Annotated in this window: 2 protein-coding genes; both read left to right on the top strand. The window is 74.4% G+C overall.

Annotation, left to right across the window (positions count from 1 at the left end):
* The first annotated feature begins 27 nt into the window (after positions 1 to 27).
* Complete coding sequence (locus tag ACFWWU_RS10875; RefSeq protein ID WP_384142168.1) at positions 28 to 13,332, top strand: SDR family NAD(P)-dependent oxidoreductase; 13,305 nt, start codon at positions 28 to 30, stop codon at positions 13,330 to 13,332.
* A 55-nt stretch (positions 13,333 to 13,387) separates the two neighbouring features.
* Complete coding sequence (locus ACFWWU_RS10870) at positions 13,388 to 24,568, top strand: SDR family NAD(P)-dependent oxidoreductase (RefSeq protein ID WP_384142877.1); 11,181 nt, start codon at positions 13,388 to 13,390, stop codon at positions 24,566 to 24,568.
* Positions 24,569 to 24,633: the final 65 nt, after the last annotated feature.

Here is a 24,633-nt window from a genome sequence, read left to right as displayed (position 1 = left end):
AAGAGTGAGTCCGAGGAATTCGTGTCCGTGTCGAACGACGCCGGTTCCGCGCACGGCACAGCGGAACCCGTCGCCGTCGTCGGCATCTCGTGCCGGGTGCCCGGCGCCCGGGACCCGAGAGAGTTCTGGGAGCTCCTGACGGCGGGCGGCCAGGCCGTGACCGACGTCCCCGCGGACCGCTGGAACGCGGGCGACTTCTACGACCCGGACCGCTCCTCCCCCGGCCGCATGAACACCCGGTGGGGCGGGTTCATCGAGGACGTCGACCGGTTCGACGCCGCCTTCTTCGGCATCTCGCCCCGCGAGGCCGCGGAGATGGACCCGCAGCAGCGGCTCGCGCTGGAGCTGGGCTGGGAGGCCCTGGAGCGCGCCGGGATCGACCCGTCCTCGCTCGCCGGCACCCGTACCGGCGTCTTCGCCGGCGCCATCTGGGACGACTACGCCACCCTGAAGCACCGCCAGGGCGCCTCCGCGATCACCCCGCACACGGTCACCGGCCTCCACCGGGGCATCATCGCGAACCGGCTCTCGTACACGCTCGGGCTCAGTGGCCCGAGCCTGGTGGTCGACTCCGGCCAGTCGTCGTCGCTCGTCGCCGTCCACCTGGCGTGCGAGAGCCTGCGGCGGGGCGAGTCGGAGCTGGCGCTCGCCGGCGGCATCTCGCTCAACCTGGTGCCGGACAGCACCATCGGCGCGAGCAAGTTCGGCGGTCTCTCCCCCGACGGCCGCGCCTACACCTTCGACGCGCGCGCGAACGGCTACGTACGCGGTGAGGGCGGCGGTTTCGTCGTCCTGAAGCGGCTCTCCCGGGCGATCGCCGACGGCGACCCGGTGCTCGCCGTGATCCGGGGCAGCGCCGTCAACAACGGCGGCGCCGCCCAGGGCATGACGACCCCCGACGCGCAGGCGCAGGAGGCGGTGCTCCGGGAGGCCCACGCGCAGGCCGGGACCGCGCCGTCCGACGTGCGGTACGTCGAGCTGCACGGCACGGGCACTCCCGTGGGCGACCCGATCGAGGCCGCGGCGCTGGGCGCCGCCCTCGGCACCGGACGCCCGGCCGGGCGTCCGCTCCTGGTCGGCTCGGTCAAGACGAACATCGGGCACCTGGAGGGCGCGGCCGGTATCGCCGGCTTCATCAAGGCCGTCCTGGCGCTCCGCGGCCGCGCGCTGCCCGCCAGCCTGAACTACGAGACCCCGAACCCGGCGATCCCCCTCGAGGAACTGAACCTCAGGGTGAACACGGAGTACCTGCCGTGGGAGCCGGAGCACGACGGTCAGCGGATGGTCGTCGGCGTGTCCTCGTTCGGCATGGGCGGGACGAACGCGCACGTGGTGCTGGAGGAGGCCCCGGCCGCCGAGGAAGCGGAGGGCGCCGAGCCGTCGGTCGACGGTGGTGTGGTGGTGCCGTGGCTGGTGTCCGCGAAGACTCCGGCCGCGCTCGACGCGCAGATCGGGCGGCTCGCCGCGTACGCGGACGACCGTACGGACGTCGACCCGGGTGCGGTGGCGCGCGTACTCGTCGACGGGCGCGCGGAGTTCGAGCACCGGGCCGTCGCGATCGGTGCCGGACGGGCCGCGCTCGCGGGGGCGCTGGCCACTCCTGAGGCACTCGTCCGGGGTGTGGCTTCCGGTGTCGGCCGCGTGGCCTTCGTCTTCCCGGGGCAGGGCACGCAGTGGGCTGGGATGGGTGCCGAACTCCTTGATGCATCGGAGGAGTTCGCCGCTGCGATGGCCGAGTGCGAGACCGCGCTCGCCCCGTACGTGGACTGGTCGCTTGAGGCCGTCGTCCGGCAGACGCCGGGTGCGCCCACGCTGGAGCGGGTCGACGTCGTCCAGCCCGTCACCTTCGCCGTCATGGTCTCCCTGGCACGGGTCTGGCAGCACCACGGCGTGACGCCGCAGGCCGTCGTCGGGCACTCGCAAGGCGAGATCGCCGCCGCCTGTGTCGCCGGTGCGCTCAGCCTGGACGACGCCGCCCGGGTCGTGGCCCTGCGCAGCAAGTCGATCGCCGCACACCTCGCCGGCAAGGGCGGCATGCTCTCCCTCGCGCTGAGCGAGACCGCCGTCCAGGAGCGCCTGCATGCCTTCGACGGGCTGTCGGTGGCCGCCGTGAACGGGCCGACCGCCACGGTGGTGTCGGGCGACCCCGTACAGATCGAGGAGCTGGCGCGGGCGTGCAAGGCCGACGGGGTCCGTGCGCGGATCATCCCGGTCGACTACGCCTCCCACAGCCAGCAGGTCGAGATCATCGAGGACGAGCTGGCCGAGGTTCTCGCGGGCCTGACTCCCCAGGCTCCGCAGGTGCCGTTCTTCTCGACCCTCGAAGGCGGCTGGATCACCGAGCCCGCCCTCGACGGCGGCTACTGGTACCGCAACCTCCGCCACCGCGTCGGCTTCGCCCCGGCGGTCGAGACACTGGCCGCAGACGAAGGCTTCACCCACTTCGTCGAGGTCAGCGCCCACCCCGTCCTCACCATGGCTCTGCCGGAGACCGTCACCGGTCTCGGCACCCTCCGCCGCGAGGAGGGAGGGCAGGAGCGTCTGGTCGCGTCCCTCGCCGAGGCGTGGGCCAACGGCCTCGCGGTCGACTGGAGCCCTCTCCTCCCCGCCACCACCGGCCGACACCCCGACCTCCCCACCTACGCCTTCCAGACCGAGCGCTACTGGCTGGGCGAGATCGAGGAACTCGCCCCCGCGGCCGACCTGCCGGTCCGGCCCGCCGTGCTCCGCGCCGAGGCCGCCGAGCTGGCGGCGCTCGACCGGGACGAGCAGCTGCGCGTGATCCTGGACAAGGTCCGGGCGCAGACGGCCCAGGTGCTCGGGTACGCGACCGGGGGCCGGATCGAGGTCGACCGGACCTTCCGTGAGGCCGGCTGCACCTCCTTGACCGGCGTGGACCTGCGCAACCGGATCAACGCCGCCTTCGGCGTACGGATGGCGCCGTCCATGATCTTCGACTTCCCCACGCCCGAGGCGCTGGCGGAGCAGTTGCTCGTCGTCCTGCACGGCGAGGCCCTGGGGCAGCAGGCCGGCGACGCCGGGCGGGCTCCGGTGGCGGTGGCCGGTGCCGTCGACGAGCCGGTGGCGATCGTCGGCATGGCCTGCCGCCTGCCGGGCGGTGTCGCCTCACCGGAGGACCTCTGGCGGCTGGTGGCGGGGGGCGGGGACGCGATCTCGGAGTTCCCGCAGGACCGCGGCTGGGACGTCGAGGGCCTGTACCACCCGGACCCCGAGCACGCCGGCACGTCGTACGTGCGCCAGGGCGGGTTCATCGAGAACGTCGCCGGTTTCGACGCGGCGTTCTTCGGGATCTCGCCGCGCGAGGCCCTCGCCATGGACCCGCAGCAGCGGCTCCTCCTCGAAACCTCCTGGGAGGCCGTCGAGGACGCCGGGATCGACCCGACCTCCCTGCGGGGACGGCAGGTCGGCGTCTTCACCGGAGCGATGACCCACGAGTACGGGCCGAGCCTGCGGGACGGCGGGGAAGGCCTCGACGGCTACCTGCTGACCGGCAACACGGCCAGTGTGATGTCGGGCCGCGTCTCGTACACGCTGGGCCTGGAGGGCCCCGCCCTGACGGTGGACACGGCGTGTTCGTCGTCGCTGGTGGCGCTGCACCTCGCCGTGCAGGCCCTGCGCAAGGGCGAGGTCGACATGGCCCTCGCCGGCGGCGTGGCCGTGATGCCCACGCCCGGGATGTTCGTGGAGTTCAGCCGCCAGCGCGGGCTCGCGGAGGACGGCCGGTCGAAGGCGTTCGCCGCGTCGGCGGACGGCACCAGCTGGTCCGAGGGCGTCGGCGTCCTCCTCGTCGAGCGCCTGTCGGACGCGCGGCGCAACGGCCACCAGGTCCTCGCGGTCGTGCGCGGCAGCGCGGTCAACCAGGACGGCGCGAGCAACGGTCTTACGGCTCCGAACGGGCCGTCGCAGCAGCGCGTGATCCAGCGGGCGCTGGCGGACGCCCGGCTGACGCCGAACGACGTGGACGTCGTCGAGGCGCACGGGACGGGCACGCGGCTCGGCGACCCGATCGAGGCGCAGGCGCTCATCGCCACGTACGGACAGGGTCGGGACGGCGAACAGCCGCTGCGACTCGGATCGTTGAAGTCCAACATCGGACACACCCAGGCCGCCGCCGGCGTCTCCGGCGTCATCAAGATGGTCCAGGCGATGCGCCACGGGCTGCTGCCGAAGACGCTGCACGTGGACGAGCCGTCGGATCAGATCGACTGGTCGGCGGGCGCGGTCGAGCTCCTCACCGAGGCCATGGAGTGGCCGGAGAAGGGCGACGGCGGACTGCGCCGGGCAGCGGTCTCGTCGTTCGGCATCAGCGGCACGAACGCGCACGTGGTGCTGGAAGAGGCTCCGGCCGTCGAGGAAGCGGAGGGCGCCGAGCCGTCGGTCGACGGTGGTGTGGTGCCGTGGCCGGTGTCCGCGAAGACCCCGGCCGCGCTGGACGCGCAGATCGGGCGCCTTGCCTCGTACGCGGACAGCCGTACGGATCTGGATGCGGGTGCCGTCGCGCGCGTACTGGCCGGCGGGCGTGCGGAGTTCGAGCACCGGGCCGTCGCGATCGGCGCCGGGCGAGACGTTCTCATACAGGCCTTGGCCGATCCGGAAGGGCTGATACGCGGCACGTCTTCCGGCGTGGGTCGGGTGGCGTTCGTCTTCCCGGGGCAGGGCACGCAGTGGGCCGGGATGGGTGCCGAACTCCTTGATGCATCGCAGGAGTTCGCCGCTGCGATGGCCGAGTGCGAGACCGCGCTCGCCCCGTACGTCGACTGGTCACTTGAAGCCGTCGTACGGCAGACGCCCGGTGCGCCCACGCTGGAGCGGGTCGACGTCGTCCAGCCCGTCACCTTCGCCGTCATGGTCTCCCTGGCACGGGTCTGGCAGCACCACGGTGTGACGCCTCAGGCCGTCGTCGGGCACTCGCAAGGCGAGATCGCCGCCGCCTGTGTCGCCGGAGCGCTCAGCCTGGACGACGCCGCCCGAGTCGTGGCCCTGCGCAGCAAGTCGATCGCCGCACACCTCGCCGGCAAGGGCGGCATGCTCTCCCTCGCGCTGAGCGAGACCGCCGTCCAGGAGCGCCTGCATGCCTTCGACGGGCTGTCGGTGGCCGCCGTGAACGGGCCGACCGCCACCGTCGTATCCGGTGACCCCGTACAGATCGACGAGCTGGCGCGGGCGTGCAAAGCCGACGGGGTCCGTGCGCGCATCATCCCCGTCGACTACGCCTCCCACAGCCAGCAGGTCGAGATCATCGAGGACGAGCTCGCCGAGGTCCTCGCCGGGCTCACCCCGCAGACACCGCGCGTGCCGTTCTACTCCACCCTCGAAGGCGCCTGGATCACCGAGCCCGCCCTCGACGGCGGCTACTGGTACCGCAACCTCCGCCACCGCGTCGGCTTCGCCCCCGCCGTCGAAACCCTCGCCGCAGACGAGGACTTCACCCACTTCGTCGAGGTCAGCGCCCATCCCGTCCTCACCATGGCTCTGCCGGAGACCGTCACAGGCCTCGGCACCCTCCGCCGCGAGGAGGGCGGGCAGGAGCGTCTGGTCGCGTCCCTCGCCGAGGCGTGGGCCAACGGCCTCGCGGTCGACTGGAGCCCTCTCCTCCCGGCCACCACCGGACACCACCCCGACCTCCCCACCTACGCCTTCCAGGCCGAGCGCTACTGGCTCCAGAACACTCCCGCCACCCTCACCACCGCCGACGACTGGCGCTACCGCGTCGACTGGAAGCGGCTCGCGGTCACCGAGGAGGCCGCGCGCGCCGGGCTGTCCGGGCGCTGGCTCGCCGTCACGCCCGAGGACCACTCCTCGCAGGCTGCCGCCGTGCTCACCGCGCTGGTCGACGCCGGCGCCCAGGTGGAGGTGCTGGCGGCCGGGGCGGACGATGACCGTGAGGCCCTCGCCGCCCGGCTGGCCGGGCTGACGGCCGGTGACGGATTCACCGGTGTGGTCTCCCTGCTCGACGGACTCGTGTCGCAGGTGGCCTGGGTACAGGCACTCGGTGACGCCGGAATCGGCGCGCCTCTGTGGTGCGTCACCCGCGGCGCCGTCTCCCTCGGACGCCACGACACCCCCGCCGACCCCGACCAGGCCATGCTCTGGGGCCTCGGCCGCGTCGTCGCCCTCGAACACCCCGAACGCTGGGCCGGTCTCGTCGACCTCCCCACGGACGCCGACCAGGCCGCGCTGGACCACATGCTCGTGGTTCTCGCCGGTGGTACGGGCGAGGACCAGGTCGCCGTACGCGCCACCGGACTCCACGCCCGCCGTCTCGCCCGCGCTCCTCTCCACGGACGCCGCCCCACCCGCGACTGGCAGCCCCACGGCACCGTCCTCATCACCGGAGGCACCGGAGCCCTCGGCAGCCACGCCGCCCGCTGGATGGCCCACCACGGCGCCGAACACCTCCTCCTCGTCAGCCGCAGCGGCGACCAGGCACCCGGAGCCGTCGAACTCGCGGATGAGATCCGCTCCTTGGGCGCGCGGGTCACCGTCGCCGCATGTGACGTGACCGACGTCGACGCCATGCGCACCCTCCTCGGCGACATCCCCGCCGACGCCCCCCTCACCGCCGTCCTCCACACCGCCGGCGCGCTCGACGACGGCGTCGTGGACACGTTGACCGCCGCGCAGATCCGGCGGGCCCACCGCGCGAAGGCCGTCGGTGCCGCGGTGCTCGACGAGCTCACGCAGGACCTCGACCTCGACGCGTTCGTGCTCTTCTCGTCGGTGTCGAGCACCCTGGGCATCCCCGGTCAGGGCAACTACGCCCCGCACAACGCCTACCTCGACGCCCTAGCCGCCCGCCGCCGGGCCGCCGGCCGGACCGCCGTCTCGGTGGCCTGGGGGCCGTGGGACGGCGGCGGCATGGCCGCCGGTGACGGGGTGGCCGAGCGGCTGCACCGCCACGGCGTGCCCGGCATGGACCCGGAGCTCGCCCTGGCCGCACTGGAGTCCGTGCTCGGCCGGGACGAGACCGCGATCACCGTCGCGGACATCGACTGGGACCGTTTCTACCTCGCGTACTCCTCCGGCCGCCCGCAGCCCCTGGTCGAGGAGCTGCCCGAGGTGCGGCGCATCATCGACGCGCGGGAGAGCGCCGCCGCCGGGCAGGACGGGAGCCCGTCCACGGGCGGGAACCCCCTGGCCGAGCGGCTGGCCGCCGCGGCTCCCGGCGAGCGTACGGAGATCCTCCTCGGTCTCGTACGGGCGCAGGCAGCCGCCGTGCTCCGGATGCGCTCGCCGGAGGACGTCGACAGCGGCCGGGCCTTCAAGGACATCGGCTTCGACTCGCTCGCCGGTGTCGAACTCCGCAACCGGCTGACCCGGGCGACCGGGCTCCAGCTGCCCGCGACGCTCGTCTTCGACCACCCGACGCCCCTGGCTCTCGCGGCCCTGCTCCGTGCCGAGTTCCTCGGCGAGGAGGAGACGGCGGACGCCCGGCCGTCCACCATCGGTGTCGCCTCCGACACCGACACCGACACCGATCCGATCGCGATCGTCGCGATGAGCTGCCGCTACCCCGGTGGCGTCCGCAGCCCGGAGGACCTGTGGCGGATGCTGTCCGAGGGCGGCGAGGGCATCACGCCGTTCCCGACCGACCGCGGCTGGGACCTGGAGGGTCTGTTCGACGCGGACCCTGACGCGCTCGGCAGGGCGTACGTCCGCGAGGGCGGGTTCCTGCACGACTCGGCCGAGTTCGACGCGGAGTTCTTCGGGGTCTCGCCGCGCGAGGCGCTCGCCATGGACCCGCAGCAGCGGTTGCTCCTGGAGACGTCCTGGGAGGCGTTCGAGCGTGCCGGCATCGAGCCGGGCTCGCTGCGCGGCAGCAGCACCGGTGTCTTCATCGGCCTCTCCTACCAGGACTACGCGGCCCGCGTCCCCAACGCCCCGCGTGGTGTGGAGGGTTACCTGCTGACCGGCAACACCGCCAGCGTCGCGTCCGGCCGCATCGCGTACACCTTCGGCCTCGAAGGGCCCGCGACGACCGTCGACACGGCCTGCTCGTCCTCGCTGACCGCCCTGCACCTGGCGGTGCGGGCGCTGCGCGGCGGCGAGTGCACGATGGCGCTCGCCGGTGGCGTGGCGATGATGGCGACTCCGCACATGTTCGTGGAGTTCAGCCGGCAGCGGGCGCTGGCCCCGGACGGCCGGAGCAAGGCCTTCTCCGCGGACGCCGACGGATTCGGCGCGGCGGAGGGCGTCGGGCTGCTGCTCGTGGAGCGGCTCTCGGACGCGCGGCGCAACGGGCACCCGGTGCTCGCCGTGGTCCGGGGCACCGCCGTCAACCAGGACGGTGCCAGCAACGGTCTGACCGCGCCGAACGGCCCCTCGCAGCAGCGGGTGATCCGGCAGGCGCTGACCGACGCCCGGCTGACGCCCGGCGACATCGACGCCGTCGAGACGCACGGCACGGGCACCGCGCTCGGTGACCCCATCGAGGCCCAGGGGCTGCAGGCCACGTACGGGAAGGGGCGGCCCGCGGAACGGCCGCTCGCCATCGGCTCCGTGAAGTCCAACATCGGGCACACCCAGGCCGCGGCCGGTGCGGCGGGCATCATCAAGATGGTCCTCGCGATGCGCCACGGCACCCTGCCGAAGACCCTGCACGCCGACGAGCCGAGCCCGCACGTCGACTGGGCGAACAGTGGCCTGGCCCTCGTCACCGAGCCGATCGGCTGGCCGGCCGGCGCCGGGCCGCGCCGGGCCGCCGTCTCCTCGTTCGGCATCAGCGGGACGAACGCCCACGTGGTGCTGGAGCAGGCACCGGAGGCGGTCGAGACGGCTGAGGTGGGGGAGGTCGCCGAGGCTCCCGTGGCTTCCGTGGCTTCCGTGGCTTCCGTGGCTTCCGGCGGGCACCTGCCCTGGGTGCTGTCCGCCAAGGACGAGCACTCGCTGCGCGGCCAGGCCGCCGCCCTGCACGCCTGGCTGAGCGGCACTCACACCGACCCCGGCACCGGCACCGGCACCGGCACCGACACCGGCACCGACACCGACGGCCTGCGGGACATCGGGTACGCGCTCGCCACGAGCCGTACCGCCTTCGCCCACCGCGCCGCCGTGACCGCCGCCGACCGGGACGGGTTCCTGGACGGGCTGGCCACGCTGGCCGAGGGAGGCACCTCGGCCCACGTCCACCAGGACACCGCCCGGGACGGCTCCACCGCGTTCCTCTTCACCGGCCAGGGCAGTCAGCGGCCCGGCGCCGGCCGTGAGCTGTACGACCGGTACCCCGTCTTCGCCCGGGCGCTCGACGAGATCTGCGCCCACTTCGACGGTCACCTCGAACTGCCCCTGCTCGACGTGATGTTCGCCGCCGAGGGCAGTGCGGAGGCCGCGCTGCTCGACGAGACCCGGTACACGCAGTGCGCGCTGTTCGCCCTGGAGGTCGCGCTGTTCCGGCTCGTCGAGAGCTGGGGCATGCGGCCGGCCGCGCTGCTCGGCCACTCGGTCGGCGAGATCGCCGCCGCGCACGTCGCCGGTGTGTTCTCGCTCGCCGACGCCGCGCTCCTGGTCGCCGCCCGCGGCCGGCTCATGCAGGAGCTGCCCGCCGGTGGCGCGATGCTCGCCGTCCAGGCCGCGGAGGACGAGATCCGCGCGTGGCTGGAGGCGGAGGAGGAGCGGTACGCGGGACGCCTGGACGTCGCCGCCGTCAACGGCCCGCAGGCGGTCGTCCTGTCCGGCGACGCCGACGCGGCGCGGGAGGCGGAGGCGCACTGGTCCGGTCTCGGCCGCAGGACCCGCGCGCTGCGGGTGAGCCACGCCTTCCACTCCGCGCACATGGACGACATGCTCGACGGGTTCCGTGCCGTCCTGGAGACGGTGGAGTTCCGGCGCCCTTCCCTGACCGTGGTCTCGAACGTCACCGGCCGGGCCGCGGGACCGGACGACCTGTGCGACCCCGAGTACTGGGTGCGGCACGTCCGCGGCACCGTCCGCTTCCTCGACGGCGTCCGTGTCCTGCGCGACCTCGGCGTGCGGACCTGCCTGGAGCTGGGCCCCGACGGGGTCCTCACCGCCATGGCGGCCGACGGCCTCGGCGCCGACTCCGACGCCGACGTTCCCCGGCCGTTGCTCGTGGCGCTGCTGCGCCGCAAGAGGTCGGAGACCGAGACCGTCGCGGACGCCCTCGGCAGGGCCCACGCGCACGGCACAGGACCCGACTGGCACGCCTGGTTCGCCGGATCCGGGGCGCGCCGCGTGGACCTGCCCACGTACGCCTTCCGCCGCGACCGCTACTGGCTGGACGCGCCGGCGGCCGACACCGCGGCGGACACCGCCGGGCTCGGCCTCGGCACCGCCGACCACCCGCTGCTCGGCGCCGTGGTCAGCCTCCCGGACCGGGACGGCCTGCTGCTCACCGGCAGGCTCTCGCTGCGCACCCACCCGTGGCTCGCGGACCACGCCGTCCTGGGCAGCGTCCTGCTTCCCGGCACCGCGATGGTCGAACTCGCCGCCCACGCCGCGGAGTCCGCCGGACTGCGCGACGTGCGGGAGCTGACCCTGCGCGAGCCGCTGGTGCTGCCCGAGGGCGAAGGCGTCGAGCTGCGGGTGACGGTCGGAGAGCCGGCCGGGGACGGAGCACGGCCCGTCTCCCTGCACTCCCGGATCGCCGACGCGCCCGCCGGTACCCCGTGGTCCTGCCACGCGACCGGCCTGCTGGCCACCGGTTCCGACGAACCCACCGGGAGCACCGGGACGGCCTGGCCGCCGCAGGGCTCCGAGGAGGTTCCGCTCGACGGCTTGTACGAGCGGCTCCACGGCAACGGCCTCGCCTTCGGTCCGCTGTTCCAGGGGCTGAGCGCGGTGTGGCGGTACGAGGGTGAGGTCTTCGCCGACATCGCCCTGCCGACGGACGCGTCCGCGAACGCGGCGGCGGCCCGCTACGGCATCCACCCCGCCCTGCTCGACGCGTCGCTGCACGCCATCGCGGTCGGCGGTCTCGTCGACGAGCCCGAGCGCGTACGCGTCCCGTTCCACTGGAGCGGTGTCACCGTGCACGCGGCCGGTGCCGCGGCGGCCCGGGTCCGCCTCGCCCCCGCGGGGAAGGACGCCGTGTCGCTGTCCCTGACGGACGGCGAGGGACGTCCGCTGGTCTCCGTGGAGCGCCTCACGCTGCGCCCGGTCTCCGCCGACCAGGCGGCGGCGAGCCGCGTCGGCGGGCTGATGCACCGGGTGGCCTGGCGTCCGTACGCCCTGGCCTCCGCCGGCGAACAGGACGGGTACACCGGGCTGTACGGGCCGACGGCCGTCCTGGGCAAGGACGAGCTGAAGGTCGCCGCCGCCCTGGAGTCCGCGGGCGTCGAGGTCGGGGTCTACCCCGACCTGGCCGCGCTGTCCCGGGACGTGGCGGCGGGCGCCCCGGCGCCCCGTACCGTCCTGGCCCCGCTGCCCGCGGGTCCCGCCGACGGCGGCGCGGGGAGCGTACGGGGCACGGTGGTCCGCACCCTGGAGCTGCTCCAGGCGTGGCTCGCCGACGAGCACCTCACGGGCGCCCGGCTGGTCCTGGTCACCCGCGGTGCGGTCCGGGACCCCGAGGGACCCGGCGCCGACGACGGCGACGACCTGTCGCACGCGGCAGCCTGGGGGCTCGTGCGGTCCGCGCAGACCGAGAACCCCGGCCGGTTCGGCCTGCTCGACCTGGCCGACGACGCCCCGTCGTACCGGACCCTTCCGTCGGTGCTCTCCGACGCCGGGCTGCGCGACGAGCCCCAGCTCGCCCTGCACGACGGCACCGTCCGGCTGGCCCGCCTGGCTGCCGTCCGCCCCGAGCCGGGCGCCGACGCGCCGGGGCTCGACCCGGAGGGCACGGTCCTGCTGACCGGCGGCACCGGCGGTCTGGGCGGTGTGGTCGCCCGGCACGTGGTGGGCGAGTGGGGTGTGCGGCGCCTGCTGCTGGTGAGCCGTCGCGGCCCGGACGCCCCGGGGGCACGGGAGTTGGTGACCGAGCTGGAGGGTCTCGGGGCCGTGGTGTCGGTGGCCGCGTGCGACGTGGCGGACCGGGAAGCCCTGACCGGCGTACTCGCCGGGATTCCGGCCGAACACCCGCTCACCGCGGTCGTCCACACGGCGGGAGTCCTGTCCGACGGAACCCTTCCGTCGATGACGACCGCGGACGTCGAACACGTACTGCGTCCCAAGGTCGACGCCGCGTTCCTCCTCGACGAACTCACCTCGACGTCCGCGTACGACCTCGCCGCGTTCGTCATGTTCTCCTCCGCCGCCGCCGTCTTCGGTGGCGCGGGCCAGGGCGCGTACGCGGCGGCCAACGCCACCCTCGACGCCCTCGCCTCCCGCCGCCGGGCAGCCGGACTCCCCGCCCTCTCCCTCGGCTGGGGCCTCTGGGCCGAGAACAGCGGCATGACCGGCGGACTCGGCCAGGCGGACCTGCGCCGCATGAGCCGTGCGGGCATCGGCGGGATCAGCGACGCGGAGGGCACCGCGCTCCTCGACGCCGCGCTCCGCGACGGCCGGTACCCGGTCCTGCTGCCCCTGCGCCTCGACGCCGCCGGGCTGCGCGCCGCGGCCGGGGACGACCCGGCCGGGATCCCCGCGCTCTTCCGGGACGTCGTCGACACCAGGACCGTCCGGCCCCGGCCGTCCGCGGCCTCCGCCACGGCGACGGCCGGGACGGAGCCCGGCCCCGGCCGGGCCGAACCGGCGGCGGCCACGCTCGCCGGACGGGCCGCCGCCGTAGAGGGGCCCGCACGGCAGCGCCTGCTCCTGGAGTTCGTCGTCGGCGAGGTCGCCGAAGTACTCGGCCACGCCCGCGGCCACCGGATCGACGCCGAACGGGGCTTCCTCGACCTCGGCTTCGACTCCCTCACCGCGGTCGAACTCCGCAACCGCCTCAACTCCGCCGGCGGCCTCGCCCTCCCGGCGACCCTGGTCTTCGACCACCCGAGCCCGGCCGCACTCGCCGCCCACCTGGACGCCGAGCTGCCGCGCGGAGCCGAAGCCACCGAGACCGGGGCCGAGGCCGGGACCGCGGCCTCCAGGAGCACCGCCGACACGGACGCGCTCCTGGCACAACTCACCCGCCTGGAAGGCGCCTTGGTGCTGACGGGCCTTTCGGACAACCCCGGGAGCGAAGAGGTCCTGGAGCACCTGCGGTCACTGCGCTCGATGGTCACGGGCGAGGAAGGGATCGCAGCCGGGTCCGGAACCCCGGATGCGTCCGGTGCCAAGACCGAAGACCGGTCCGGGTCCGGGTCCGGGGTCGGGGTCGGGGGTGAGGACGGCGCGGGAGTGCCGGACTTCATGAACGCCTCGGCCGAGGAACTCTTCGGCCTCCTCGACCAGGACCCCAGCACGGACTGATCCCTGCCGCACGGTCGCCTCCCGCCCGGACCCCGTCCCGGGCACCTCGACTCGAATCACGTCATGCGCGCCTCGGGCGCCTCCAGGAACTCAAGGGGACAGCGTGTCCACGGTGAACGAAGAGAAGTACCTCGACTACCTGCGTCGTGCCACGGCGGACCTCCACGAGGCCCGCGGCCGCCTCCGCGAGCTGGAGGCGAAGGCGGGCGAGCCGGTGGCGATCGTGGGCATGGCCTGCCGCCTGCCGGGCGGTGTCGCCTCGCCGGAGGACCTGTGGCGGCTGGTGGCGGGTGCCGAGGACGCGATCTCGGAGTTCCCGCAGGACCGCGGCTGGGACGTGGAGGGCCTGTACGACCCGGACCCGGAGGCGACGGGCAAGAGCTACGCCCGCGAGGCCGGATTCCTGTACGAGGCGGGTGAGTTCGACGCCGACTTCTTCGGGATCTCGCCGCGCGAGGCCCTCGCCATGGACCCGCAGCAGCGGCTCCTCCTGGAGGCGTCCTGGGAGGCGTTCGAGCACGCCGGGATCCCGGCGGCGACCGCGCGCGGCACGTCGGTCGGCGTCTTCACCGGCGTGATGTACCACGACTACGCCACGCGGCTCACCGACATCCCGGAGGGCATCGAGGGATACCTGGGCACCGGCAACTCCGGCAGCGTCGCCTCGGGCCGGGTCGCGTACACGCTGGGCCTGGAGGGCCCGGCGGTCACGGTCGACACGGCCTGCTCGTCGTCGCTGGTGGCGCTGCACCTCGCCGTGCAGGCCCTGCGCAAGGGCGAGTGCGACATGGCCCTCGCCGGCGGCGTCACGGTCATGTCGACGCCCAGCACCTTCGTGGAGTTCAGCCGGCAGCGCGGCCTGGCCCCGGACGGCCGCTCGAAGTCCTTCTCGTCGACAGCGGACGGCACCAGCTGGTCCGAGGGCGTCGGCGTCCTCCTCGTCGAGCGCCTGTCGGACGCGCGCCGCAAGGGCCACCGCGTGCTCGCCGTGGTCCGGGGCACCGCCGTGAACCAGGACGGCGCGAGCAGCGGTCTTACGGCTCCGAACGGGCCGTCGCAGCAGCGCGTGATCCGGCGCGCGCTCGCCGACGCCCGCCTGACGACCGGCGACGTGGACGTCGTCGAGGCGCACGGCACGGGCACACGGCTCGGCGACCCGATCGAGGCGCAGGCGCTCATCGCCACGTACGGGCAGGGCAGGGACGGCGAACAGCCGCTGCGACTCGGATCGTTGAAGTCCAACATCGGACACACCCAGGCCGCCGCCGGCGTCTCCGGCGTGATCAAGATGGTCCAGGCGATGCGCCACGGCGTCCTGCCGAAGACCCTCCACGTGGAGCAGCCGACGGACCAGGTGGACTGGTCGGCGGGCGCCGTCGAGCTGCTCACCGAGGCCATGGAGTGGCCGGAGAAGGGCGACGGCGGACTGCGACGGGCGGCGGTCTCGTCGTTCGGCGTGAGCGGCACGAACGCGCACGTCGTGCTGGAGGAGGCCTCCGCCGCTGCCGAGGAGACCCCGGACGCCGAGCCGTCGGCCGTCGGTGGTGTGGTGCCGTGGCCGGTGTCCGCGAAGACCCCGGCCGCGCTGGACGCGCAGATCGGGCGCCTTGCCTCGTACGCGGACAGCCGTACGGATCTGGATGCGGGCGCCGTCGCGCACGTACTGGCACGTGGGCGTGCGGAGTTCGAGCACCGGGCCGTCGCGATCGGGACCGGGCGGGACGACCTCATACAGACGCTGGCCGCTCCGGAAGGGCTGATACGGGGCACGGCCACCGACCTGGGTCGGGTGGCGTTCGTCTTCCCGGGACAGGGCACGCAGTGGGCCGGAATGGGTGCCGAACTCCTTGATGTTTCGAAGGAGTTCGCTGCCGCGATGGCCGAGTGCGAAGCTGCGCTCGCCCCGTACGTGGACTGGTCGCTTGACGCCGTCGTCCGTCAGGCAGCGGGTGCGCCCACGCTGGACCGGGTCGATGTCGTCCAGCCCGTCACCTTCGCCGTCATGGTCTCCCTGGCACGGGTCTGGCAGCACCACGGCGTGACGCCTCAGGCCGTCGTCGGACACTCCCAGGGCGAGATCGCCGCCGCGTACGTCGCCGGTGCGCTCAGCCTGGACGACGCCGCCCGGGTCGTGGCCCTGCGCAGCAAGTCCATCGCCGCGCACCTCGCGGGCAAGGGCGGCATGCTCTCCCTCGCGCTGAGCGAGGCCGCCGTCCTGGAGCGCCTGACCGGGTTCGACGGGCTGTCCGTGGCAGCGGTCAACGGGCCCACCGCCACCGTCGTCTCCGGCGACCCCGCCCAGATCGAGGAACTGGCCCGCGTCTGCGAGGCCGAGGGGGTCCGTGCGCGGATCATCCCCGTCGACTACGCCTCCCACAGCGCCCACGTCGAGATCATCGAGAAGGAGCTGGCCGAGGTTCTCGCGGGCCTGACTCCCCAGGCTCCGCAGGTGCCGTTCTTCTCGACCCTCGAAGGCGGCTGGATCACCGAGCCCGCCCTCGACGGCACCTACTGGTACCGCAACCTCCGCCACCGCGTCGGCTTCGCCCCGGCGGTCGAGACGCTGGCCACCGACGAAGGCTTCACCCACTTCGTCGAGGTCAGCGCCCACCCCGTCCTCACCATGGCTCTGCCGGAGACCGTCACCGGTCTGGCGACCCTGCGGCGTGACAACGGCGGCCAGGAGCGCCTTGTCACCTCCCTCGCCGAGGCGTGGGCCAACAGCCTCGCGGTCGACTGGAGCCCACTCCTCCCGGCCACCACCGGACACCACCCCGACCTCCCCACGTACGCCTTCCAGCGCCGTCACTACTGGCTCCACGACTCCCCCGCCGTCCAGGGCTCCGTGCAGGACTCCTGGCGCTACCGCATCGACTGGAAGCGCCTCACGACCGCCGAGTCGACCGTGCTGTCCGGGCGCTGGCTCGTCGTCACCTCCGAGGACCGCTCCTCCGAGGCGGCCCCGGTGCTCGCCGCGCTGTCCGGCGCCGACCCCGTACAGCTGGACGTGTCCGCGCTGGGCGACCGGCAGCAGCTCGCGGAGGCTCTGGAGGAGGCCCTGGCGACTGCCGGTGGAGCCGTCGACGGTGTCCTCTCGCTGCTGGCGTGGGACGAGCGCGCGCACCCCGGTCACCCCGCCCCCTTCACCCGGGGCACCGGGGCCACCCTCACCCTGTTGCAGGCACTGGAGGACGCCGGTGTCGGCGCCCCGCTGTGGTGCGTCACCCGCGGCGCGGTGTCCGTCGGCCGGGCCGACCACGTCACCTCCCCCGCCCAGGCCATGGTGTGGGGCATGGGCCGGGTCGCCGCCCTTGAGCACCCCGAGCGGTGGGGCGGCCTGGTCGACCTGCCCTCGGACGCCGACCGGGCGGCCCTGGACCGGATGACCACGGTCCTCGGCGGCGGTACGGGCGAGGACCAGGTCGCCGTACGCGCCTCCGGGCTGCTCGCCCGCCGTCTCGTCCGCGCCCCCCTCGCCGCCCACGGCACCGCCTCGCCGTGGTGGCAGGCCGACGGCACCGTGCTCGTCACCGGCGCCGACGAGCCGGCGGCCGCCGAGGCCGCGCGCCGGCTGGCCCGTGACGGAGCGGGATACCTCCTCCTTCACGCCAGCGCCTCCGACACCGCCGACGCGGACCTCGCCGGGCTCATCGCCGAACTCGCGGACCTGGGCGCGGCGGCCACCGTCGTGGCCTGCGACCTCACGGACCCGGACGCGACGGCCCGACTGCTGGCCGCCGTCCCCGACGAACACCCGCTCAGCGCCGTGCTCCACCTGCCGCCCACGGTCGTCTCCGACCCGCTGGCCGCGACCGACCCGGACGCCCTCGCCCGTGTCGTGACCGCGAAGGCCGCCGGCGCGCTGCACCTGGACAACCTGCTGCGGGAGGCCGCGGCGGCAGCGGGGCCCGGACACCGTACGCCCGTCCTCGTCCTCTTCTCCTCCGTCGCCGCGATCTGGGGCGGCGCCGGTCAGGGCGCGTACGCCGCCGGTACCGCCTTCCTCGACGCCCTCGCCGGCCGGCACCGGGCCGAAGGCCCCACCGTGACCTCCGTGGCCTGGAGCCCCTGGGAGGGCAGCCGCGTCACCGAAGGCACGTCCGGCGAGCGGCTGCGCCGCCTCGGCCTGCGCCCCCTCGCCCCCGCGACGGCACTCACCGCCCTGGACACCGCGCTCGGCCACGGCGACACCGCCGTGACGATCGCCGACGTCGACTGGTCGAGCTTCGCCCCCGGTTTCACCACGGCCCGGCCGAGCACCCTCCTCGCCGACCTGCCCGAGGCGCGCCGCGCGCTCGACGAGCAGCAGACGACGACCACCGAGGACACTCACCTGAGCCGCGAGCTCGGCGGCCTCACCGGCGCCGAACAGCAGCGCCGTATGCAGGAGTTGGTCCGCGAACACCTCGCCGTGGTCCTCAACCACCCCTCCCCGGAGGCCGTCGACACCGGGCGGGCCTTCCGTGACCTCGGCTTCGACTCGCTGACGGCGGTCGAGCTCCGCAACCGCCTCAAGAACGCCACCGGCCTGGCCCTCCCGGCCACCCTCGTCTTCGACTACCCGACCCCCCGGACACTCGCGGAGTTCCTCCTCACGGAGATCCTCGGCGAGCAGGCCGGTGACGCCGAGCACGTGCCCGTGGACAGCGGAGTCACCGACGACGAGCCGGTGGCGATCGTCGGCATGGCGTGCCGTCTGCCGGGCGGTGTCGCCTCGCCGGAGGACCTCTGGCGGCTGGTGGCCGGCGGCGGGGACGCGATTTCCGGGTTCCCGCAGGACCGCGGCTGGGACGTCGAGGGCCTGTACGACCCGGACCCGGACGCGTCCGGGCGGACGTACTGCCGCGCCGGCGGATTCCTGGACGACGCGGGCGAGTTCGACGCCGACTTCTTCGGGATCTCGCCGCGCGAGGCCCTCGCCATGGACCCGCAGCAGCGGCTCCTCCTCGAAACCTCCTGGGAGGCCGTCGAGGACGCCGGGATCGACCCGACCTCCCTGCAAGGACAGCAGGTCGGCGTCTTCGCGGGCACCAACGGCCCCCACTACGAGCCGCTGCTCCGCAACACCGCCGAGGACCTGGAGGGCTACGTCGGTACGGGCAACGCCGCCAGCATCATGTCCGGCCGCGTCTCGTACACGCTCGGCCTGGAGGGCCCGGCGGTCACGGTCGACACGGCCTGCTCGTCGTCGCTGGTCGCCCTGCACCTCGCCGTGCAGGCCCTGCGCAAGGGCGAGTGCGGGCTGGCGCTCGCGGGCGGCGTGACGGTCATGTCGACGCCCACGACGTTCGTGGAGTTCAGCCGCCAGCGCGGGCTCGCGGAGGACGGCCGGTCGAAGGCGTTCGCCGCGTCGGCGGACGGGTTCGGACCGTCGGAGGGCGTCGGCATGCTCCTCGTCGAGCGTCTGTCGGACGCGCGCCGCAACGGTCACCGGGTGCTCGCGGTCGTGCGCGGCAGCGCGGTCAACCAGGACGGCGCGAGCAATGGTCTTACGGCTCCGAACGGGCCGTCGCAGCAGCGCGTGATCCGGCGCGCCCTGGCCGACGCCCGGCTCACGCCGAACGACGTGGACGTCGTCGAGGCCCACGGCACGGGCACACGGCTCGGAGACCCGATCGAGGCACAGGCGCTCATCGCCACATACGGACAGGGCAGGGACGGCGAACAGCCGCTGTGGCTCGGATCGTTGAAGTCCAACATCGGACACACCCAGGCCGCCGCCGGCGTCTCCGGGATCATCAAGATGGTCCAGGCGATGCGCCACGGCGTCCTGCCGAAGACCCTGCACGTGGACAAGCCCTCGGACCAGATCGACTGGTCGGCGGGCGCGGTCGAACTCCTCACCGAGGCCATGGACTGGCCGGAGAAGAGCGACGGCGGACCGCGCCGGGCAGCGGTCTCGTCGTTCGGCATCAGCGGCACGAACGCGCACGTGGTGCTGGAGGAGGCTCCGGCCGCTGAGGAGACTCAGGCCGACGGTCCGTCGGCGGGTGTGCTGCCGTGGCCGGTGTCGGCGAAGACTCCGGCCGCGCTGGACGCGCAGATCGGGCGGCTCGCCGCCTACGCGGACAGCCGTACGGATCTGGACGCGGCTGCCGTCGCGCACGTACTGGCCGGGGGGCGCGCGGAGTTCGAGCACCGGGCCGTCGTGGTCGGTGCCGGACGGGACGAGTTCGCGGGAGCGCTGGCCGCTCCCGAGAGTCTCGTCCGGGGTGTGGCTTCCGGTGTCGGCCGGGTGGCGTTCGTCTTCCCGGGGCAGGGCACGCAGTGGGCCGGGATGGGTGCCGAACTTCTTGACGTGTCTGAGGAGTTCGCTGCGGCCATGGCCGAGTGCGAGACCGCGCTCGCCCCGTACGTCGACTGGTCGCTGGAAGCCGTCGTCCGGCAGACGCCCGGCGCACCCACGCTGGAGCGGGTCGACGTCGTCCAGCCCGTCACCTTCGCCGTCATGGTCTCCCTCGCCCGCGTCTGGCAGCACCACGGCGTGACGCCTCAAGCCGTCGTCGGGCACTCGCAGGGCGAGATCGCCGCCGCCTGTGTCGCCGGAGCGCTCAGCCTGGACGACGCCGCCCGGGTCGTGGCCCTGCGCAGCAAGTCGATCGCCGCGCACCTCGCCGGTAAGGGCGGCATGCTCTCCCTCGCGCTCAGCGAGGCCGCCGTCCAGGAGCGCCTGACCGGGTTCGACGGGCTGTCCGTGGCCGCCGTCAACGGGCCCACCGCCACCGTCGTCTCCGGTGACCCAACCCAGATCGAGGAGCTCGCCCGCGTCTGCGAGGTCGATGGGGTCCGCGCGCGGATCATCCCCGTCGACTACGCCTCCCACAGCGCCCACGTCGAGACCATCGAGAAGGAGCTCGCCGAGGTCCTCGCCGGGCTCACCCCGCAGACACCGCGCGTGCCGTTCTTCTCGACGCTCGAAGGCGCCTGGATCACCGAGCCCGCCCTCGACGGCGGCTACTGGTACCGCAACCTCCGCCACCGCGTCGGCTTCGCCCCGGCCGTCGAAACCCTCGCCGCAGACGAAGGCTTCACCCACTTCGTCGAAGTCAGCGCCCACCCCGTCCTCACCATGGCCCTCCCCGACACCGTCACCGGCCTCGGCACCCTCCGCCGCGACCAGGGCGGCCAGGAGCGCCTTGTCACCTCCCTCGCCGAAGCATGGGCCAACGGCCTCACGGTCGACTGGAACCCCCTCCTCCCCGCCACCACCGGCCACCACCCCGACCTCCCCACGTACGCCTTCCAGACCGAGCGCTACTGGCCGCAGCCCGACCTCTCCGCCGTCGGTGACATCACCTCCGCCGGTCTCGGGGCGGCCGAGCACCCGCTGCTCGGCGCGGCCGTCCCGCTCGCGGACTCCGACGGCTGCCTGCTCACGGGGAGCCTTTCCCTCCGTACGCATCCCTGGCTGGCCGACCACGCGGTGTCCGGCACCGTGCTGCTGCCGGGAACGGCGTTCGTGGAGCTGGCGTTCCGGGCCGGGGATCAGGTCGGCTGCGATCTGGTCGAGGAGCTCACCCTCGACGCCCCGCTCGTCCTGCCCCGTCGCGGCGCGGTCCGCGTGCAGCTGTCGGTCGGCGCGAGCGACGAGTCCGGCCGCCGTACCTTCGGCCTCTACGCGCACCCCGAGGACGCGCCGGGCGAGGCGGAGTGGACGCGCCACGCCACCGGTGTGCTGGCGGCCCGTTCGCAGCGCGCCCTCCCCGTCGCCGACACGGAGGCCTGGCCCCCGCCGGGCGCCGAACCGGTGGACGTGGACGGTCTGTACGAGCGCTTCGCGGCGAGCGGCTACGGCTACGGCCCCCTCTTCCAGGGAGTCCGCGGCGTCTGGCGGCGCGGCGACGAGGTGTTCGCCGACGTGGCCCTGCCGGCCGAGGTCGCCGGCGCCGAGGGCGCGCGGTTCGGTCTCCACCCGGCGCTGCTCGACGCCGCCGTGCAGGCGGCCGGGGCGGGCGGGGCGTTCGGCGAGGGCACGCGTCTGCCGTTCGCCTGGAGCGGGCTCTCCCTGTACGCGGTCGGCGCCACCGCCCTCCGGGTGCGGCTGGCCCCGGCCGGGCCGGACACGGTGTCCCTGAGCGCGGCCGACGCCACCGGGCAGCCGGTGTTCGCCGCGGACTCCCTCACGGTGCTTCCCGTCGACCCCGCGCAGCTGGCGGCCATCAGCGACCCGACGCCGGACGCCCTGCACGTCCTGGAGTGGACCGCTTGGGACGGCGGTGCCGCGCGGGCGCTCCTGCCCGGCACGGTCGTGCTGGGCGACGACGACGGCTACGCCGACGGCCTCGCCGCGGCGCTGCGCTCCGGTGGCACCGACGTCCTTTCCTTCCCGGACCTCGCCGCCCTGGCGCAGGCTGTGGACCGGGGCGAGACCCCGGCCCCGACGACCGTTCTGGTGGCCTGCCCCGCTCCCGGCCCCGGTGGGCCGGAGCAGGTCCGCGAAGCCCTGCACGGGTCGCTCGCGCTGATGCAGGCCTGGCTCGCCGACGACCGGTTCGCCGATGCGCGTCTGGTGCTCGTGACCCGCGACGCGGTCGCCGCTCGCTCCGGCGACGGCCTGCGGTCGACGGGACAGGCCGCCGTGTGGGGCCTGGGCCGGTCCGCGCAGACGGAGAGCCCGGGCCGGTTCGTCCTGCTCGACCTCGACCTCGACACCGACCTCGGCACCGGCACCGGCACCGGCACCGCCACCGACGAGACCGTCGCCGAGAGCCTCGCGACCGCCCTCGGCTCCGGCGAGCCGCAGCTCGCCGTGCGGGACGGCGCGCTCCTCGTGCCCCGTCTGGCACGGGCCGCCGCGCCCACCGCGGCCGACGCCCTCGCCGCTCTGCCGCTTCCCGCCGCTCCGGCCCTCTGGCGCCTTGAGCCGGGTGCGGACGGCAGCCTGGAGAGCCTCACGGCGGCGCCCGGCGACGCCGATGCGCTCGCCCCGGAACCGCTCGGCCCGGGCCAGGTCCGCATAGCCATGCGGGCCACCGGTCTCAACTTCCGCGACGTCCTGATCGCCCTCGGCATGTACCCCGACCCGGCGCTGATGGGCACCGAGGGCGCCGGCGTGGTCACCGCGACCGGCCCCGGCGTCACGCACCTCGCCCCCGGCGACCGTGTCATGGGCCTGCTCTCCGGGGCGTACGCCCCGGTCGTCGTCGCCGACGCGCGGACCGTCGCGCGGATGCCCGAAGGGTGGACGTTCGCCCAGGCCGCCTCCGTACCGGTGGTGTTCCTGACGGCCGTCTACGCCCTGCGCGACCTGGCGGACGTCAAGCCCGGCGAGCGCCTGCTCGTCCACTCCGCCGCCGGCGGCGTGGGCATGGCCGCCGTGCAGCTCGCCCGGCACTGGGGCGTGGAGGTCCACGGCACGGCGAGCCCCGGGAAGTGGGAGGCCCTGCGCCGCCTCGGCCTGGACGACGCGCACATCGCCTCCTCCCGCACCCTCGACTTCGAGGCGGCGTTCCGCACCACCTCCGGCGGGGCCGGCATGGACGTCGTCCTGAACTCGCTCGCCCGCGAGTTCGTCGACGCCTCGCTGAGCCTGCTCGGACCGGGCGGCCGTTTCGTGGAGATGGGCAAGACCGACGTACGCGACCCGGAGAAGGTCGCCGCCGACCACCCCGGTGTCGGCTACCGCGCCTTCGACCTCGGCGAGGCCGGGCCGGAGCGGATCGGCGAGATGCTCGCCGAGGTCCTCGCACTCTTCGAGCGCGGGGTGCTCCGGCACCTGCCCGTCACCACCTGGGACGTCCGCCGCGCCCGCGACGCCTTCCGGCACGTCAGCCAGGCCCGTCACACGGGCAAGGTCGTCCTCACCATGCCGTCGGGCCTCGACCCGGAGGGCACGGTCCTGCTGACCGGCGGCACCGGCGCACTGGGGGGCATCGTGGCGCGCCACGTGGTGAGCGAGTGGGGTGTGCGGCGCCTGCTGCTGGTGAGCCGTCGCGGCCCGGACGCCCCCGGGGCACGGGAGTTGGTGACCGAGCTGGAGGCCCTGGGGGCCGTGGTGTCGGTGGCCGCGTGCGACGTGGCCGACCGGGACGCGCTGACAGGCGTACTGGCCGGGATTCCGGCCGAACACCCGCTCACCGCGGTCGTCCACACGGCGGGAGTCCTGTCCGACGGAACCCTTCCGTCGATGACGACCGCGGACGTCGAACACGTACTGCGTCCCAAGGTCGACGCCGCGTTCCTCCTCGACGAACTCACCTCGACGTCCGCGTACGACCTCGCCGCGTTCGTCATGTTCTCCTCCGCCGCCGCCGTCTTCGGTGGCGCGGGACAGGGCGCGTACGCGGCGGCCAACGCCACCCTCGACGCCCTCGCCTCCCGCCGCCGGGCAGCCGGACTCCCCGCCGTCTCCCTCGGCTGGGGCCTCTGGGCCGAGAACAGCGGCATGACCGGCGGACTCAGCGACACCGACCGCTCGCGGCTCGCCCGTTCCGGGGCGACGCCCATGGACAGCGAGCTGACCCTGTCCCTCCTGGACGCGGCGATGCGCCGCGACGACCCGGCGCTCGTCCCGATCGCCCTGGACGTCGCCGCGCTCCGCGCCCAGGAGAGGGACGGCATGCTGGCGCCGCTGCTCAGCGGGCTCACCCGCGGGTCGCGGCCCGGCGCCACGCCGGCCGCCCGGCGCAGGACCGCCGCCGGCGGCCCCGCCGAGGGGGCCACGGACCTCGGCGGGCAGCTCGCCGCGATGACGCCGGACGACCGGGCCGCGCACCTGCGGGACCTCGTCCGTACGCATGTGGCGACCGTCCTGGGACACGGCACCCCGAGCCGGGTCGACACCGAGCGGGCCTTCCGCGACACCGGGTTCGACTCGCTCACGGCCGTCGAACTCCGCAACCGTCTCAACGCCGCCACCGGACTGCGGCTCCCGGCCACCCTCGTCTTCGACCACCCCACCCCCGGGGAGCTCGCCGGGCACCTGCTCGACGAACTCGCCGCGGCCGCGGGCGCGGCCTGGACGGACGGAACCGGAACCGGAACCGGAACCGAGGGGACCACGCCCGCGACGGACCGGCAGACGACGGCGGCTCTCGCCGAACTCGACCGGTTGGAAGGGGTACTCGCCTCCCTCGCGCCCGCCGCCGGCGGCCGTCCGGAGCTCGCCGCCCGGCTCAGGGCGCTGGCCGCGGCCCTGGGGGACGACGGCGACGACGACGCCCCCGACCTGGACGAGGCGTCCGACGACGACCTCTTCTCCTTCATCGACAGGGAGCTGGGCGACTCCGACTCCTGACCTGGCCTGACCCGCACCACAGGCACCACCAGCACCACAGGCACCACCGGCACCACCGGCACCAC

Source organism: Streptomyces sp. NPDC058650 (assembly GCF_042717315.1).
Taxonomy (GTDB): domain Bacteria; phylum Actinomycetota; class Actinomycetes; order Streptomycetales; family Streptomycetaceae; genus Streptomyces.
The sequence above is the reverse complement of the archived record's forward strand: the minus strand, read 5'-3'. Positions and strand labels throughout refer to the sequence as shown.